Origin of the sequence: Pelagerythrobacter marensis (assembly GCF_001028625.1) — a bacterium.
Classification (GTDB): domain Bacteria; phylum Pseudomonadota; class Alphaproteobacteria; order Sphingomonadales; family Sphingomonadaceae; genus Pelagerythrobacter; species Pelagerythrobacter marensis.
This window is the reverse complement of record NZ_CP011805.1, coordinates 2,826,090-2,842,386: the sequence shown is the minus strand read 5'-3', so window position 1 is coordinate 2,842,386 and position 16,297 is coordinate 2,826,090. Positions and strand designations below refer to the sequence as shown.

12 protein-coding genes and 1 pseudogene are annotated in these 16,297 nt (G+C 64.7%); 4 read left to right on the top strand and 9 right to left on the bottom strand.

The window, feature by feature from the left end; translation table 11 throughout:
- Positions 1-79: 79 nt before the first annotated feature.
- Positions 80-1,120: a UDP-glucose 4-epimerase GalE gene (galE, locus tag AM2010_RS13370; RefSeq protein WP_047807490.1), complete on the bottom strand. Its 1,041-nt coding sequence runs from the start codon at positions 1,118-1,120 to the stop codon at positions 80-82.
- A 112-nt stretch (positions 1,121-1,232) separates the two neighbouring features.
- On the opposite strand from galE, the gene AM2010_RS13365 reads away from it, so the two are divergent.
- Entirely contained in the window at positions 1,233-1,865 is a 633-nt protein-coding gene (locus AM2010_RS13365; protein ID WP_053044095.1) for a DUF4136 domain-containing protein, read from the top strand.
- The gene (locus AM2010_RS13360; protein ID WP_047807489.1) at positions 1,862-3,004 is read left to right on the top strand and encodes a M14 family metallopeptidase; all 1,143 of its coding nucleotides are present in this window, start codon (positions 1,862-1,864) and stop codon (positions 3,002-3,004) included. Before AM2010_RS13365 ends, AM2010_RS13360 begins: the two co-directional genes overlap by 4 nt.
- A 30-nt stretch (positions 3,005-3,034) precedes the next feature.
- Here the strand turns inward: AM2010_RS13360 and AM2010_RS13355 are convergent, their stop codons facing one another.
- Genes AM2010_RS13355 through AM2010_RS13345 form a run of 3 tightly spaced genes read right to left on the bottom strand, consistent with a single transcriptional unit; the run spans position 3,035 to position 4,679 of the window.
- The gene (locus AM2010_RS13355) at positions 3,035-3,439 is read right to left on the bottom strand and encodes a cytidine deaminase (protein ID WP_047807488.1); all 405 of its coding nucleotides are present in this window, start codon (positions 3,437-3,439) and stop codon (positions 3,035-3,037) included.
- Positions 3,440-3,460: 21 nt separating this feature from the next.
- On the bottom strand, positions 3,461-4,174 hold the full coding sequence (locus tag AM2010_RS13350; RefSeq protein WP_047807487.1) for a glycoside hydrolase family 25 protein: 714 nt from the start codon (positions 4,172-4,174) through the stop codon (positions 3,461-3,463).
- 10 nt (positions 4,175-4,184) lie between these two features.
- Positions 4,185-4,679 (bottom strand): UPF0262 family protein, encoded by a 495-nt coding sequence (locus AM2010_RS13345; protein WP_047807486.1) that lies wholly within the window; start codon positions 4,677-4,679, stop codon positions 4,185-4,187.
- 152 nt (positions 4,680-4,831) lie between these two features.
- Between AM2010_RS13345 and AM2010_RS13340 the strand changes: the two genes are divergently transcribed.
- Positions 4,832-6,346 (top strand): replicative DNA helicase, encoded by a 1,515-nt coding sequence (locus AM2010_RS13340; RefSeq protein WP_047807485.1) that lies wholly within the window; start codon positions 4,832-4,834, stop codon positions 6,344-6,346.
- Between the two features lie 6 nt (positions 6,347-6,352).
- Here AM2010_RS13340 and AM2010_RS13335 read toward each other — a convergent pair whose 3' ends face one another.
- Positions 6,353-7,543 carry a phospholipase D-like domain-containing protein gene (locus AM2010_RS13335; RefSeq protein ID WP_082132935.1) on the bottom strand — a complete coding sequence of 397 codons (1,191 nt, stop codon included), beginning with the start codon at positions 7,541-7,543 and terminating at the stop codon, positions 6,353-6,355.
- Positions 7,544-7,650: 107 nt separating this feature from the next.
- On the opposite strand from AM2010_RS13335, the gene rpoZ reads away from it, so the two are divergent.
- The gene (gene rpoZ / locus AM2010_RS13330; RefSeq protein ID WP_047807484.1) at positions 7,651-7,995 is read left to right on the top strand and encodes a DNA-directed RNA polymerase subunit omega; all 345 of its coding nucleotides are present in this window, start codon (positions 7,651-7,653) and stop codon (positions 7,993-7,995) included.
- Positions 7,996-8,157: 162 nt separating this feature from the next.
- Here rpoZ and AM2010_RS13325 read toward each other — a convergent pair whose 3' ends face one another.
- The 4 genes and pseudogenes from AM2010_RS13325 to AM2010_RS13315 form a co-directional block, all read right to left on the bottom strand.
- Positions 8,158-9,594, bottom strand: a complete 1,437-nt coding sequence (locus AM2010_RS13325) for a glutamate synthase subunit beta (RefSeq protein ID WP_047807483.1) — start codon at positions 9,592-9,594, stop codon at positions 8,158-8,160.
- A 57-nt stretch (positions 9,595-9,651) separates the two neighbouring features.
- The gene (gene gltB, locus AM2010_RS13320) at positions 9,652-13,329 is read right to left on the bottom strand and encodes a glutamate synthase large subunit (RefSeq protein ID WP_476739284.1); all 3,678 of its coding nucleotides are present in this window, start codon (positions 13,327-13,329) and stop codon (positions 9,652-9,654) included.
- A gap of 73 nt (positions 13,330-13,402) precedes the next feature.
- A pseudogene (locus tag AM2010_RS14540) lies at positions 13,403-14,332 on the bottom strand (glutamate synthase subunit alpha); the annotation flags it as partial.
- A 219-nt stretch (positions 14,333-14,551) separates the two neighbouring features.
- Complete coding sequence (locus AM2010_RS13315; protein WP_047807482.1) at positions 14,552-16,285, bottom strand: hypothetical protein; 1,734 nt, start codon at positions 16,283-16,285, stop codon at positions 14,552-14,554.
- Between the last annotated feature and the right edge of the window lie 12 nt (positions 16,286-16,297).

Genomic DNA, 16,297 nt, shown 5'->3' with positions numbered 1-16,297 from the left:
AATCGGCACCGGAGATGGCCCCCGATGCCGTAGAAATCAAGCGGCGCGCCTAAGCGGCACGGGCGCCAGAGTCAAGCGCTCAGGCGGCGGAACCGACTTGCTGCGCCGTCTCCGCTTCACGCGGCCACACCTCCGCCAGCACCCGTTCCCATTGCAGCGCATGGAACACGATCTGTTCCAGATCAGCGTACTTCGGCTCCCACGGCAAAGTCGAGCGGATCAGGGCGGGGTCGGAAACGATTGCATCGGGGTCCCCCGCACGGCGCGGGCCGAAACGCCGCTCGATCGCGCCGTCCGTTGCGCGGTCGACGGCGTCGAGCACTTCGAGCACCGAGAACCCCCTGCCATACCCGCAATTCATCGTCAGCGACTGGCCCGGTTCCGCAATCAGCGCCTCCAGCGCGAGAACGTGCGCGGCCACAAGATCGCTGACGTGGATGTAGTCGCGCACCCCCGTGCCATCGGGCGTGGCGTAGTCGGTGCCGTAAACGTCGACATGGCTCCGCTGGCCCGTCGCCGCTTCGCAGGCCACCTTGATCAGGTGCGTCGCCCCCGCCGTCGACTGGCCGGTTCGCGCCTGGGGATCGGCACCGGCGACGTTGAAATAGCGCAGCGCGCAATAGTTGAGGGGATGCACCGCAGCCGTATCCGCGAGCATCCGTTCCGTCATCAGTTTCGACCAGCCATAAGGATTGATCGGCCGCTGCGGCGCGTCTTCGGTGACGGGCGAGACATCGGGTATGCCATATGTCGCCGCCGTGCTAGAAAAGATGATGTGCGGCACGCCCGCCGCCACCGCCGCAGCGATAAGCGCCCGGCTCTTCACCGTGTTGTTGTCGTAGTACCCGAGCGGATCGCTCACCGAGTCCGGCACCACAACCGATCCGGCGAAATGCATGATTGCACCGATTCGCTGCTCGGCGAAAATCTGTGCCAGCAATCCCGCGTCGCCAACATCGCCGCGATAGAACGGAACGGCCGGCGGAACGGCGAAGCGGAAGCCGGTCGAAAGATCGTCGATCACGACGACCGGCCAATCGGCGTCGAGCAGCGCGAGAACGGCGTGGCTGCCGATATATCCGGCGCCGCCGGTTACCAGGACGGGGGGCTTGCAATTCATGGAAACGTGCTAGGCCGTTGTGGTAAAGGAACCGTTTGCCCCAGCCGCCAAGTGGGCACGTACAGGCCTTTCTGTGCGTTGTTACAGGCGACAGCATGAGGAGAAGTCCGCCATGAAAGCCCCATTATTCCAGAGACTTCCCGCCGCCTTCGCGGTCGCTGCTCTCGCCGGGCTGTCCGCCTGCGCCACACCCGCGATCACTGGCCCGGTAGAGGTGACACGCTTCGTTGAACCGTCTGCAAATGCTCGGCTGGGCCAGGGCACCGTGTTCGTCGAAACCGCGCCCGGCGCGCAGGCCGATTCGCTGGCCCTGGCCCCCTACAAGCAGGCGGTGGCCCGCGAACTCGCTCGCCTCGGTTATCGCGAGGCGCCCCGCACCGGTGCGTCGCAGATTGCGCAAGTCCGGGTCGAACGTTTCGTATCGGGGCCCGACGGTCGGCGTCGTGGCCCGGTCAGCGTCGGCGTAGGGGGCGGCACCGGCAGCTATGGATCGGGTGTCGGCCTGGGTCTCAATATCAACCTCGGTGGAAGCGGGCCGCAAGAGATGATCGGCACCCAGGTCGGGGTAATGCTGCGTGACAAGCAAAGCGGTGAGACATATTGGGAAGGGCGCGCGCAATTTTCGGTAAGCGAAAATTCACAATATGCCGAGCCGACCGCGAGCGCTGACGCCGTCGCGGCGGCACTGTTCCGGGATTTTCCCGGCCGCAACGGCGAAACGATAGAAGTGAAGGTCCCCGAGTGAACACAAACGACATCCAGATCGACTGCAATTTCGACGGCGGCAATATCGAGGTGCTGTCGGTCGACGGCGTGAACGCCACGCTTGCCATTCGGCAGGATCATCTGTCCGAATTCAAGCAGTGGTTCCATTTCCGCGTCAGCGGCGCTGCCGGCCGCGAGCTTGTACTCAGGATCACAGGGCTGGAAACGTCCGCTTATCCGCTTGGCTGGCCGGAGTACAATTGCCGCGTCAGCGAAGACCGGGAACACTGGACCGTTGCGAACACCGGCTATGACAAGAACGCCGAGGGCGGCACCCTGACCGTGCGCCATACGCCGGCCAGCGATCTCGCCTGGTTCGCCTATTTCGCGCCTTATTCGATGGAACGCCATCACGATCTGGTGGCCGAATGCGCTGCCAGCGAAGGCGTCGATTATCGCCGGCTCGGCACTACGCTGGACGGGCAGCCGATCGACTGCCTCGAATTGGGCGAAGGCGACAGGCAGGTCTGGCTCTACGCGCGCCAGCATCCGGGCGAAACGCAGGCGGAATGGTGGATGGAAGGCGCACTGGGGCGCCTGATCGATCCCACCGATCCGATTGCGCGTGCGCTACGGGCGAAATGCCGGTTCCACATCGTGCCCAACTGCAATCCCGACGGGTCGCGGCGCGGGCATTTGCGGACCAACGCCAAGGGCGTGAACCTCAACCGCGAATGGGACAACCCGACAGCGGACAATTCACCCGAAGTTCTGGCGCTGCGCAATGCAATGGATGAAACCGGGGTCGACTTCGCGATGGACGTTCACGGCGACGAGGCCATTCCCGCCGTGTTCCTCGCCGGCTACGAGGGGCTTCCCGGACTGACCGACGATCACTATGCCGGCTTCACCCGCTACCGCGCGATCCTCGATCGCCGCACGCCCGACTTCCAGACCGAAAAAGGCTATGTCGCGGCCAAGCCCGGCCAGGCCAACCTTTCGATGAGCACCACCCAGGTCGCTCACCGTTTCGGTGCCACGGCGATGACGCTGGAAATGCCCTACAAAGATAACGACGACCTGCCCGATCCAGAACAGAACTGGTCGCCCGAACGGTGCAGCCAACTGGGCCGCGATTGTCTGGGCGCACTGTGGGAATGGCTCGACGGGGCGAATTAGCACGCCAGTCGCAAGTGTCTTCCGGGTCGGCTAGCCCAGGCTGGCCGGCCCGAAGGCTGCGGGCAGGAGCGCGCTCAGCCGCATCCGCCGGACTTCGTCGGGCCCCACGCACAGCACCTCTGGATCGGTGTCGCCGAGCGCGGCGAGTTCGTTGAGCACCTGGCGGCAGCGGCCGCACGGCGTGATCGGATCGGCGCCGGGCCCGGTCACCGCCACGGCCTCCAGCCCCCCACGGATCCCCCCGGCCATTGCCTTGGCCACGGCGACCGTTTCCGCACAGAGCGCAAGGCCGTAGCTGGCGTTTTCGATATTCGCGCCCGTCACCACGGTTCCGTCGGCAAAACGCAGCGCCGCCCCGACGGGAAAGCCCGAATAGGGTGCATAGGCTTTCGTGGCCGCTCCGCGCGCCGCAGCGATCAGGTCTTCGTCCGTCATCTTATCCCTCTGTCGCACGATCTAGGGCCGCGCGACGACCCAGCGGAGCGGCTGGTCGCTGGCCTGAGTATGCAAGGCAGTGTTGGCGGTCCAGAGCAGCCAGGGCCGGCCGGCGTAAGTGGGTTCGAAGCGGGTCCGGGTCAGCCAGAGGTTCCGATCCAGCATTCCGGCGAGGTGATAGCGATCCTCGAACCCCGGATCGATCTTGAGGATGACGGGCTTGCCCGCATGCATCTCGATCTGGTTGATCAGTGTCATCAATTCGCTTTCGACGGCTGCATCGCTCACCCGTTCGGCACAGTCCCCTGCTGTACGCGCCAGTTCGATCGCCGGCGGAAGAAGCAAGGGATCGCGCGGCACCATCGTGACGAAATTGGCCGACTGTCCATCGGCCATCGCGCACGGATCGAACCGATGGACGGCCCCCACCTGGAGCCCCGCGGCGCGCGCGGCGGCGAGATTGTCGCTCAACGCCCGGTCCTGACCCTGCGCCCCGTCGCTAGCATCGAGGTAGGCGAAGCTGGCGCCCAGGGCGCGCAAGGTGCGGAAATTGACGGTGCCGTCGTCGGCCTCGATCTCTACGCCCTGATCGGGAAACGCGCTTTCCGCCGGTTGCCAGTGGCGCAGGTCCCACCGCAGCCAGATGCCGCCGGCCAATACGACCAGCAACAGTGCCGCCAGTATCCGCGCCCGCCAACCGGTCCGCGTCCGCCTGCCCCCTCTTCTGCGTGCCATGCGCTGCCCCCTACCCCTTGATATGGAGCACGCAAATCAGCGTGAACAGCCGCCGCGCCGTGGCGAAATCGGTTTCGACTTTTCCTTCCAGGCGCTCGAGCAGCATTTCGGCAGCATTGTTGTGAATCCCCCGCCGGGCCATGTCGATCGTCTCGATCTCTGCCGGGGTCGCCTTGCGAATCGCCTGATAATAGCTGTCGCAAATGGCAAAGTACTCGCGGATCGGGCGGCGAAAGCGGGCCAGGCCAAGCACCAGCGTTTCCACGGGCGTTTCATCCATCGTCGCGATCGCCAGGCCCAGCCGCCCGTCCTGCACCGACAGCGTCAACCGCCAGGGGCCCGTGTGGCCTTTCTCCACCGCGCGGAGCGGCTTGAAAGTGTTTTCCTCAATCAGGTCATAGATCGCGACCCTGCGTTCCTGCTCCACATCCGGGTTGCGCCACAGGATCGTATCCTGATCGAGCGCGATATGGGCGATACGCCACGAGTCAGCAGTGCCGGACATTATCCTGCCGCTTTCGCAGATGCCAAGGGGATGGGGCAAGCCCCCTTCCATCGTCGGCCTCGCAGCATCTGCCGACTTTCCCCGCTATCCACAGCCACGCTGCCGGCTGTAGCTATTGCCTTCGCGCCGCCGGCCTGCGCACAAGGCCGCCGATGGCCGAACAAGACCTCCTCTCCCGCCCCGAAGCCGAAGCCGCGCAAGGCCGCGCGTTGCCCGCTAATATCGAAGCCGAGGCAGCCTTCCTGGGCGCGGTTCTGATCGACAACCGTGTGATCGAGGAACTGCCGGTCTCTGTCCGGCCGGAACACTTTTTCGAACCGCTGCATCAGCGCATCTACGAACGCGTTCTGACGCTGCTCGACCGCAACGCCGTGGTCACCCCGGTCACGCTGAAACCTTATTTCGAAGCGGACGAAGCGCTGAAGGAAATGGGCGGGATCACCTATCTCGCGCAATTGACCGCGGATGGTCAGGGCCTGCTGGCCCCGCGGGAACTCGCCCAGCAGATTTACGACCTCGCGCTGCTGCGCGAACTGGTCAGCGTCGGCCGCACCCTGGTGGAGGGCGCGCTGGACACCAGCGAGGACGTTGCGCCGATGGACCGCATCGCGCAGGCCGAAGCCGACCTGTTCAAGGTGGCCGAAGGCGCATCCGCGACCAGCGAAGCTTCCACGTTCGGCATGGCGACCAACAAGGCGCTGAGCATGATCGAACTGGCGATCAATTCGGGCGGCCATGTGTCGGGCAAGACGACCGGGTTCACTTCCATCAACGACAAGTGCGGCGGCCTGCACAACTCGGACCTCATCATCCTCGCCGGGCGTCCGGGCATGGGCAAATCGTCGCTCGCCACCAACATCGCCTTCAACTGTGCCGACCGTCTGCTGCGCGACCGCCGCGACGAGATCGACGAAGAGAAGTCGGTGGGTTCCGGCGTGGCGCTGTTCAGCCTGGAAATGAGCGCCGATCAGCTGGCGACCCGTATTCTGGCGGAGCAGGCGGGCATCAGTTCCGAAGCGCTGCGCATGGGCAAGATCAGCCGCGACGATTTCCAGAAACTCAGCTTCGCCAGCCAGCGACTGGCCGAACTGCCGCTGTTCATCGACGATACGCCCGCACTGACCATCGCCGCCTTGCGCACCCGCGCGCGGCGGCTGAAGCGCAAGCACGACATCGGCCTGGTCATCGTCGACTACCTCCAGCTGCTGCAGGGCAGCGGCCGCGCAAACGACAACCGGGTCAACGAGATCTCCGAAATCAGCCGCGGCCTGAAGACGCTGGCCAAGGAACTGGACCTTCCGGTGATTGCGCTCTCGCAGCTCAGCCGCGCGGTCGAACAGCGCGACGACAAGCGCCCGATGCTCTCCGACCTGCGCGAATCGGGATCGATCGAGCAGGACGCGGATATGGTCTGGTTCATCTATCGCGAAGACTACTACGTCGCCGCGCGCGAGCCCAAGCGTCCGGTCGAGAGCGACGATACCAAAGTGCACGAAGCCCACTCCGCCTGGGCGAGCGAAATGGAGCGGGTGTTTGGCCTGGCCGAACTGATCGTTGCCAAACAGCGCCACGGTGCGACCGGCAAAGTCCGTCTGCGGTTCGAACCGCGGATCACGCGCTTCTCCGACCTGGCGGAAGAAGACCGGCGGACGGGCGAGTACGACTAACCCGCGTCAGAGGCCGAGGTTGAGCCGGCGGGTCACGGTGTAATCGATCGCCGAAACCAGCAACCAGCCCAGATTCCAGCGCACTCGGTTGAACAGCGTTGCGCGCGATTTGTGCAGTTGGGGCGTAATTCGCTGCGAAGCGGCGCTGTGATGCGCGATGAACGCCCGCATCCGCTGCGCCAGCGCCGCATCCCTGATCTGCAGCATCAGCTCCAGATTGAGATAGAGGCTGCGCATGTCGAAGTTGGCGCTGCCGACATAGACGACATCGTCCAGAACGATCAGCTTGGTATGCAGCCGGCAAGCGTCGAATTCCCAGATCTGCGCGCGTTTGCGCAGCAGATAATCGTAGAGAGAGCGCGAAGCACCGATCGTGGCCCCGTTGTCGCTGCGCCCGGCCATCACCAGCCGGGCCTCCCCCGTCGATGCGATCCTGCCGATCCGGCGAAGGAGACGTGGCGGCGGCGAGAAATACGCCATCAGCATGTCGAGCCGTTTGGCTTCCAGCAGGTCTTCGCTCACCTGCCGCGCCCAGGTCGACAGGCCGCGCGTCGGACCGCCGACGAGCCAGCGCGCCCCGCCGTCGGACCAGTCCCAGCTCTTCACTGCACGGCGAATCCGGCGGAATGTGCCATCGTCGAGATCGCTCCATTCCGCGAGACGAGCGAACCAGTCGACCAGTCCCGCAACCGCGGGCCCCTCGATCGCGACGGCAAGATCGTTCCATCCATCTTCGGCCGGACTGGCGAAATAGGAATCGGCGATATTGAAGCCGCCGAACATCCCGCTGCGATCGTCGGCGATCACGATCTTCTGATGATTGCGAATCAGATAGCGATGGGTCCATCGCGAACTGAACCGATGGATGGCCCCGCCCGCCGCGCGAAGAGGCGCGAAGAAGGCATCACTGGCATCGGCACCGAAGGAATCGAGCACCAATGTGACCGCCACACCGCGACCGGCAGCGGCGGCCAGCGCATCGCGCAGGGCGGTTCCAATGCCATCTTCGGCATAGATGTAGAAGCATAGCTTGAGCGAAGTTCGCGCGCCTTCGATCATCGCGAACAGCGCGTCGCGCCGTGCGGGGCCGGCCGGGTAGAAGGTCAGCGACTGGCCGCAGGCATCAGCCGCGAACGGTTCGGCGGCCACGAAACCGGCGCGATCCGCATTGTTGTAACCTGGATCCGCTTCGGCCATCGCTGCGCTGTAGGCTGCCGCGCTTCGCCGCGCAAATCCTTGACTCTTGCGCCCCGAACGCCTAGCTCGCGCCCTTTCCGTAAACCTGTTTGATACCGGAGTGCCCTATGGCGCGCGTTACCGTCGAAGATTGCGTCGACAAGGTTCCCAACCGTTTCGATCTCGTCCTGCTTTCCGCGCAGCGTGCGCGTGAGATCTCTGGCGGTGCCGAACTGAGCGTCGACCGTGACCGTGACAAGAACCCGGTTGTCGCCCTGCGCGAGATCGCCGAACAGACGATCCGCCCGAAGGATCTGAACGAATCGCTGGTGCTCAACCTGCAGAAAATTCTTCCCGACGACGAGGACGAGGCCGATGAAGTCGGCTCGCTCAGCCAGTCGGCGGAAGCGCTGCGGATCACTGCATCGGCCCCTGCCCGTTCGACCTCGATCGGTGCGGATTACGACGGCTAGGTTGTGTTACGGTCGCGCGGCCAGGCCGCGCGCCGACACATTTTCCTCTGAGATAATTGGCATCTCGCCGGCGTGAAAGCCGGCGCCAGCGCCGGTGCCTGGCGCACCAGACGCCGGTAACTGCACCTGTGCCCTGTCGGCACTGACCCGCACTTTGCGCTCTTAACGCGGCAATTCGCTGGCACCCATCAAGGCTTCGTCCACCGCTCGCGCGCACTGGCGCCCTTCGCGGATCGCCCAGACCACCAGGCTTTGCCCCCGGCGCATATCGCCGCAGGAAAAGACCCCGGCTTCGCTGGTGGCGTACGCCTGCGTGTCCGCCTTCACATTGCCCCGCGCGTCCAGTTCCACCCCGGCGCGATCCAGCAGTCCACGACGTTGCGGGCCGGTGAAACCCATTGCCAGCAGGATCAGATCGGCCGGAAGCGTGAAGGTGCTGCCATCGACAGGCTCCATCTTCCCGTCGCGCCACTCCACGCGGACGCATTCCAGGCCCACCACGTCGCCGCCTTCAGCAACCACTCTGCGTGCGAGCACCGACCAGTCGCGCTCCGCACCTTCCTCGTGGCTCGACGATGTGCGCAGCTTCAGCGGCCAATCGGGCCAGGTCAGGGCCTTGTCCTCACGCTCCGGTGGGCGGGGCATGATTTCGAGCTGGGTCACGCTCTTCGCGCCCTGCCGGTTGCTGGTTCCGACGCAGTCGCTGCCGGTATCGCCGCCGCCAATCACGATCACATGCTTGCCAGTCGCGGTCAGCGTGCCGCGCGGCGCGGCGCGGACTTCGTCGTCGCCGGCATTGCGCTTGTTCTGCTGGGTCAGAAACTCCATCGCCATCCGCACACCAGGCAATTCGGCACCAGGGACATCGAGCGTGCGCGCTTCTTCCGCCCCGCCGGCCAGAACCACCGTATCGAAGTTTTCACGCAGCGCGGAGAACGACACTTCCACTCCGATCTCGCTGCTCGTGCGGAACTGGACGCCTTCGGCCTCCATCTGCACCGCGCGGCGGTTGATCAGATGCTTTTCCATCTTGAAGTCAGGAATGCCGTAACGCAACAGGCCGCCGATCCGATCCGACTTCTCGAATACGGTTACGGCGTGCCCGGCGCGGGCAAGTTGCTGGGCGCAGGCAAGGCCGGCCGGCCCGCTGCCGATTACCGCCACCGACTTGCCAGTGCGCCGCGCGGGCACCTGCGGCTTGATCCAGCCTTCCTTCCATCCGCGGTCGACGATCGCGCATTCGATCGACTTGATCGTCACCGGCTGGTCGGTGATGTTCAGCGTGCAGGCGGCCTCGCACGGGGCCGGGCAGACGCGCCCGGTGAATTCCGGGAAATTGTTGGTCGAATGAAGCATGTCCAGCGCACGCTTCCAGTCCGCCTCGTAGACCAGATGATTCCAGTCGGGGATCAGATTGTTCACCGGGCAGCCGGTGTGGCAATAGGGGATGCCGCAATTCATGCACCGCGCGGCCTGGTTGCGCAGCTTCCCTTCGGGCAGCGCGTGCACGAATTCGTTGTAATGCGCGACCCGTTCACCCGGATCGGCAGCGGTGCGATCTTCGCGATCGAATTCGAGGAAGCCGGTTTCCTTGCCCATGCCGTTAAATCCAGTTCATCCGATAGAGGGCATTCGCCCGAAGAAAGCCGAGGCGCGTCATTCCGCCGCCACGCTTTCCGTCTTCTGTCCATCCGCGCCGGTTGAAGGATCGCGATCCTCCTCCAGCTGTTCCGCCTCGAGCTGGGCGAGCGCGCGCGCATAATCGCGGGGCATGACCTTGACGAAGCGAGCGAGCGCCGCGTCCCAGTTATCCAGCAGCGCCGCCGCTCTGGCAGAGCCGGTGTGCAGCTTGTGCCGCTCGACCAGTATGCGCAGCCGCTCCGCGTCGTGGCGCAGCATGTCACCCATGCCAAGGTCGCCGACCGAGCGCGGATGCTGCTGAGGCCGACCGGTGCCATTCTCCGCATCGGGTTCAGCCGAGATCGGCAGCAAATCGACCTGCGCCGGATTGCATAGGCGCGCGAATTCGCCCGATTCGTCATAGACGTAGGCGACGCCGCCACTCATCCCCGCAGCGAAATTGCGCCCCGTCGGCCCGAGCACGCAGACGACGCCCCCGGTCATGTATTCGCAGCCGTGATCGCCCGTACCCTCGACGACGGCGACGGCACCCGAGTTGCGGACCGCAAAACGTTCGCCGGCCACCCCTTCGAAGAAAGCTTCGCCCGAGATCGCACCGTAGAGCACGGTATTGCCGACGATGATGTTCTCACCGGGATCGCGCGCGACACCGGCCGGCTGCCGCACGACGATGCGCCCGCCCGAAAGGCCCTTGCCTACGTAATCGTTGGCATCGCCAACCAGGTCGAGCGTGACCCCGTGCGCCAGCCATGCGCCGAAGCTCTGTCCGGCGACGCCGGTAAGGTTGATGCGGATCGTTTCCGGGCCGAGGCCGGCATGGCCGTGGCGCCGGGCGATCTCGCCCGACAGCATTGCCCCCACCGTGCGGTTCACGTTGCGGATCTCGCGATCGATCTGAATCGACGTCCCATTGTCGATCGCATCGCGGCAGGCGGCGATCAGCTCGTTATCCATCGCTGCACCCAGGCCGTGATCCTGCGTTTCGGTATGATAGAGCATGCGGCCTTCGGGCGCAGGCACCGGATGCAGGATACGGCCCAGATCGACCCCGTGCGCTTTCCAGTGGCGTTCCACGCGGCGAGTGTCGATCCGGTCGACCCGGCCAATCATCTCCTCCACCGTGCGGAAGCCCATTTCGGCCATGATCTGCCGGACTTCCTCGGCCACGAAGAAGAAATAGTTGATCACATGCTCGGGCATACCGGTGAAGCGCTTGCGCAGAACCGGGTCCTGCGTCGCGACACCCACCGGGCAGGTGTTGAGATGGCACTTGCGCATCATGATGCAGCCGGCGGCGATCAGCGGGGCGGTAGCGAAACCGAACTCGTCCGCACCCAGCAGGGCGCCGATGGCGACATCGCGCCCCGTGCGCAGTCCGCCGTCGACCTGCACCGCAATGCGGCTGCGCAAGTCGTTCAGGAGCAGCGTCTGCTGGGTTTCGGCGAGGCCGATTTCCCAGGGGCTGCCCGCGTGGGTCAGGCTGGTCAGCGGCGAGGCACCGGTGCCGCCTTCGTAACCGGAGATCGTGACGTGATCCGCCTTGGACTTGGACACGCCGGCCGCGACCGTCCCAACGCCCACTTCGCTGACCAGCTTGACCGAAACGCGCGCCGTCGGCTGCACGTTCTTCAGGTCGTGGATCAGCTGCGCGAGATCCTCGATCGAATAGATGTCGTGGTGCGGCGGCGGACTGATCAGCCCGACGCCCGGGGTCGAATGCCGCACCGCGCCGATCGTCTTGTCGACCTTGTGGCCGGGCAGCTGGCCACCTTCGCCAGGCTTCGCGCCCTGCGCCATCTTGATCTGGATGTCGTCGGAATTGACCAGGTATTCGGTCGTCACGCCGAAGCGGCCAGAGGCAACCTGCTTGATCCGACTGCGCATCGAATCGCCATTGTCCATCGGGGTGAAGCGATCGGGTTCCTCGCCCCCTTCCCCGGTGTTCGAACGGCCGCCGATGCGGTTCATCGCGATCGCCAGCGTGGTATGCGCTTCACGGCTGATCGAACCGAAGCTCATCGCCCCGGTGCTGAACCGCTTGACGATCTCGCTTGCCGGTTCGACCTCGTCCAGCGGAACGGGCGTGTTCGCCGGCTTCAGTTTCATCAGGCCGCGGATCGTCAGCAGACGTTCCGACTGTTCGTTCACCGCGCGCGCAAAATCTTCGTACCGTTCGCGGGAGTTCCCGCGCACCGCGTGCTGCAGGCTGGCAACGCTGCCCGGGGTCCAGACGTGGTCCTCGCCGCGCAGCCGGTACTGGTAGATCCCGCCTGCATCGAGCATTCCCGCATAAAGCGGGTCCGCGCCGTGGGCGAGCGCATGGCGGCGCACTGCTTCTTCCGCCACTTCGGTAAGGCCGATCCCTTCGATCGTGGTCGCGGTGCCGGTGAAATACTTGTCGACGAACGGGGTCGACAGGCCGACGGCGTCGAAGATCTGCGCCCCGCAGTAGGATTGATAGGTCGAAATGCCCATCTTGGACATGACCTTCAGCATGCCCTTGCCGACTGCCTTGATATAATTGCGCCGCGCGTCTTCCGCCGGGATTTCGGGGAAGCGTTCCGCCCGCAGGTTCTCGATCGTTTCGAACGCAACGTAGGGATTGATCGCTTCCGCGCCGAAGCCTGCAAGCACGCAATAGTGATGCACTTCACGCGCTTCGCCGGTTTCCACGACCAGCCCGGTCTGCATCCGCAGGCCCTGCCGCACGAGATGATGATGCACGGCCGCCGTGGCCAGCAAGGCCGGGATAGGAATACGATCCGGCCCCTGCGCGCGGTCCGACAGGATCAGGATATTGTGATCGAGCAGCACGGCTTCTGTCGCCGCCCAACACAGTTCCTTCAGCGCCATCTCAAGGCCATCGGCCCCGGTCTCCGCATCCCACGTGATGTCGAGCGTATGGGTGCGGAAGGCACCGTCGAGCGCGGCCTCGACCGAGCGGATCTTGGCCAGATCCTCGTTCGTCAGGATCGGTTGCCCGACTTCGAGCCGCTTGTGCGTTCCGGCGTCACGCCCCAGCAGGTTGGGCCGCGGGCCGACCATCGACAGCAGGCTCATCACCAGTTCTTCGCGGATCGGATCGATCGGCGGATTGGTAACCTGGGCGAAGTTCTGCTTGAAATAATCGTACAGCAGCCGCGGCCGCTGGCTGAGAACGGCAAGCGGCGTGTCGGTCCCCATCGAGCCGATCGGATCGTCGCCGGCGAGCGCCATCGGTTCGAGGAAGCGCGAGATGTCTTCCTGCGTATAGCCGAAGGCCTGCTGGCGTTCGAGCAGGGTAGTCGTGTGATCGGGGATCGCCGCCAGTTCCGGCTCGATCGTTTCGAGATCTTCCAGCTTGTACTGCGTGCGCGCCAGCCAGGTTTCGTAAGGATGTTCGGCAGCCAGTTCGGCCTTGAGCTCGGCATCTTCGACGATGCGCCCCTGCTCCAGATCGATCAGCAGCATCTTGCCCGGCTGAAGCCGCCATTTGCGGACGATATCTTCTTCCGCAAACGGCAGGACGCCGCTTTCCGAAGCAAGGCAGACGAGATCGTCCTTCGTCACGCAATAGCGCGCCGGCCTCAGCCCGTTGCGATCGAGCGTGGCGCCAATCTGGCGGCCATCGGTGAAGGCCACTGCCGCCGGCCCGTCCCACGGTTCCATCAAAGCGGCGTGATATTCGTAGAACGCGCGCCGGGCAGGATCCATCAGCGGGTTTTTTCGCCCACGCTTCCGGCATCAGCATCATCATCGCGTGGGCGAGGCTGTATCCGCCAGCCAGCAGCAGTTCCAGCGCATTGTCGAGACAGGCGGTATCCGACTGGCCATGCGGAATGAGCGGCCACATCTTGTCGAGATCGACGCCCAGCAGTTCCGATTCCATCGTCCGCCGGCGGGCTTCCATCCAGTTCACGTTCCCGCGAACGGTGTTGATCTCGCCATTGTGGGCCATGAAGCGATAGGGGTGCGCGAGCCGCCAGCTGGGGAAAGTGTTGGTGCTGAACCGCTGGTGCACCAGACCCAGCGCCGAAACGCAGCGCGGATCGCGCAGATCGTCGTAAAAACTGCCAACCTGATTGGCGAGAAGCAGACCCTTGTAAACGATCGTCCGACTCGAAAAGCTCGGGATATAAGTCTGCGTCAACGCAGGCATTCCGTGCTTTTTGGCCAATTTGCCAAGCGGGTTGAGCGTCTGCTTGCGGATCACGATCAGCTTGCGCTCAAACGCGTCCTGATCGGCACAGTCGTCACCACGCGCAACGATGCATTGGCGCATGACCGGCATCGAATCGATCACAGCGCGGCCCAGGCCGTCGAGCGTCGTCGGCACGTCCCGCCAGCCCACGAGGCGCTGACCTTCCTTGGCGACGAATTTTTCGAGCTGTTCGGCAACGAAATCGCGCGCAGCCTCATCCTGCGGGAGGAAGCACTGCGCGACAGCGTAGTCGCCGGGGAGCGGCAGGTCGTGTCCGGCCTGTTCGGCCCATTCGCGGATCAGCGGATCAGGCACCTGCAGCAGAATGCCGGCACCGTCACCGAGCAGCGGATCGGCGCCGACGGCACCGCGATGATCGAGGTTCGCCAGAATTTCCAGCGCCTGCCCCACGATTGCGTGCGTCTTTTCGCCCTTGATGTGCGCGACGAAACCGACGCCGCACGAATCGTGTTCGTTACGCGGATCGTACAGACCTGTCGGCGTGGGAAATCCCATCCAAAAAACCCCGTTCTGTCAGGTGCCGAAGCGCGTACCCCCTGGCCCCTTCGGCAATGAAGCGTATATTTCGTCGCGCGAACGCGCACGAAAATTGTCGCGAAAGCGCTTCATGCAGATTGGAAGCGCATTTTGCAACTGCGAAGGGTGCGCATAGGTATTAGTTATTCTTGCGCGCGCAAAAGAGGCTGCGGCGCGATTTCCCGGCGAACGAGGGGGTCAGGCCGCGCCGCTGAGACGCTGCAGCTTCTGCAGGGCTTCACGCAGGGCACGCTCGGCCTGGGCCTCGTCCACCGCGCCGCGACGGCCCGCGACACCGCCATTCGCCGGGGCGTCGAAAGGCCGTGCGCCTGCGGTCTGGACAGAACCTTCCGCATCACGCGCAGGACCATCGACGGCGGGTGCCGCGCGCCTTTCGTCCTGACCGGGGAACACCACTACGGGTTCAGGGTGATCGTCGGTGTCGGCCTCGGGCTCGTCGTCGATACGGACGAACTCGTGGTCCCGCGGTTGGGAGCGAATATCGAGCAGCGAGCCGCAGCCATCGTCGGTCGCGATGTCGTGGACGTCGTGATCGGCAGTCTCTTCGCCATCGAATTCGTTCGATGCGACTGCGCCGAATTGCACGCCCCCCTCGACCGCGCCCGGCGCTGGCCGATCGAACGGACGCGCCTCGCGTGTCAGGGGCAGTGTCAGCGACAGCTCGTCGTTCTCGCGCTCGGCCTCTCCTTCGTCCTCGGTCGAGACGGGCCGCAAGGCGGCAGGAACCGATTCGAAAGGTTCGGCGGGAATCTGCACTGTGGCGGCGAACGGATCGGCTTCTGGCTCGGGTGCCATATCGGCGGCGGACACGGAGCTCGCAAACCGCGGTGCCTCGCTCGCTTCGACGCCTAGATCGGGAACGTAGCGCGGCAGGGATGGCTCCTCAGCCGGATCGGCTTCCGGCTGGAGTTCGCTTTCGGCGATGCTCCGCTCTGCCGCGCGTTGCAGCGACAGGGCAAACCGATCGACCAGTTCGGTGATCGAGAGATCGGCCAGCGCGCCGTCTTCGCTATCGCCATCCTCTTCGGTAGAATCCGATTGCGAAGGGGCGGCGGCGCATTCGGTTTCCGTCTGGGCACGGTCATCGTCTTCCGCGAGATCGGCCCCGATGGTATCAACCTGATCGATTGGCGGAGCGAAGGGCGGCGTGGGCGTCGGTGCAACATCGAAGGGCCGTGCTTCTTCAGCTTCGACCGGCTCCGCGAAAGGGTTGGCTGGCTCCGCGAACGGCGGAGTGTCGGCCGGGCTGGCAAACGGCAAGGCTTCCTCTGCTGGCGGAGCCTCGGATGCACCCTCATCGGCAAAAGCGCCAAGGTCGAGCGCATCGTCGGCAGGCGCCTGAAACGGTGTGGAAAGAGGGGCCGCGACATCCTCTGCAAATTCGATGCCGGCGGTGTCGGTCGGCAAGTCTGTACTTTCCAGAAGTTCGCTCGGACCGCTCTCGTCCGTGACCGACAGGGCCCGGCGACGGCCTGCGATCGGCGCGGCACGCGGTGTTTCCACGGGATCGTCGAAGCTATCCATGCCCAGTTCCTCCCGCGCGGAGAGGGGCCGTTTGGCAAGATCGTCGCGCGGGGCGACCGGGGTGGAACGGGTCCGGCGCGGGGCGGATCGCACCCCGCCCTGAGCCGAAGCCACCTTGCGCGAAATATACAGCCCGCCGGCGACGCCTAGCGCCGCGAACACCAGCGCAATCACTATCCGTGCCGCTACACCAAGCGGTGCGGCAGCCGCCGGAATCACGGCGGCGATACCGGTCGCTTCGAACAGACTTTCGAACAGCACCGCGGGCAATACCAGGCTTCCGATTCCCAGAAGTGCGGCGAACCACAAGGCAACGATGGCCGAAAAGGCCGGATGCTGACTGATCGGAACCTGACTGGCGGTCTTGCCCTGATACTTGGCTGACACGTGGTATTTCCC

Coding starts and splice junctions, on each gene's coding strand:
- galE (WP_047807490.1), bottom strand. CDS start 1,120: ATGAATTGCAAGCCCCCCGTCCTGGTAACCGGCGGCGCCGGATATATC.
- AM2010_RS13365 (WP_053044095.1), top strand. CDS start 1,233: ATGAAAGCCCCATTATTCCAGAGACTTCCCGCCGCCTTCGCGGTCGCT.
- AM2010_RS13355 (WP_047807488.1), bottom strand. CDS start 3,439: ATGACGGACGAAGACCTGATCGCTGCGGCGCGCGGAGCGGCCACGAAA.
- AM2010_RS13350 (WP_047807487.1), bottom strand. CDS start 4,174: ATGGCACGCAGAAGAGGGGGCAGGCGGACGCGGACCGGTTGGCGGGCG.
- AM2010_RS13345 (WP_047807486.1), bottom strand. CDS start 4,679: ATGTCCGGCACTGCTGACTCGTGGCGTATCGCCCATATCGCGCTCGAT.
- AM2010_RS13340 (WP_047807485.1), top strand. CDS start 4,832: ATGGCCGAACAAGACCTCCTCTCCCGCCCCGAAGCCGAAGCCGCGCAA.
- AM2010_RS13335 (WP_082132935.1), bottom strand. CDS start 7,543: ATGGCCGAAGCGGATCCAGGTTACAACAATGCGGATCGCGCCGGTTTC.
- rpoZ (WP_047807484.1), top strand. CDS start 7,651: ATGGCGCGCGTTACCGTCGAAGATTGCGTCGACAAGGTTCCCAACCGT.
- AM2010_RS13325 (WP_047807483.1), bottom strand. CDS start 9,594: ATGGGCAAGGAAACCGGCTTCCTCGAATTCGATCGCGAAGATCGCACC.
- gltB (WP_476739284.1), bottom strand. CDS start 13,329: ATGGATCCTGCCCGGCGCGCGTTCTACGAATATCACGCCGCTTTGATG.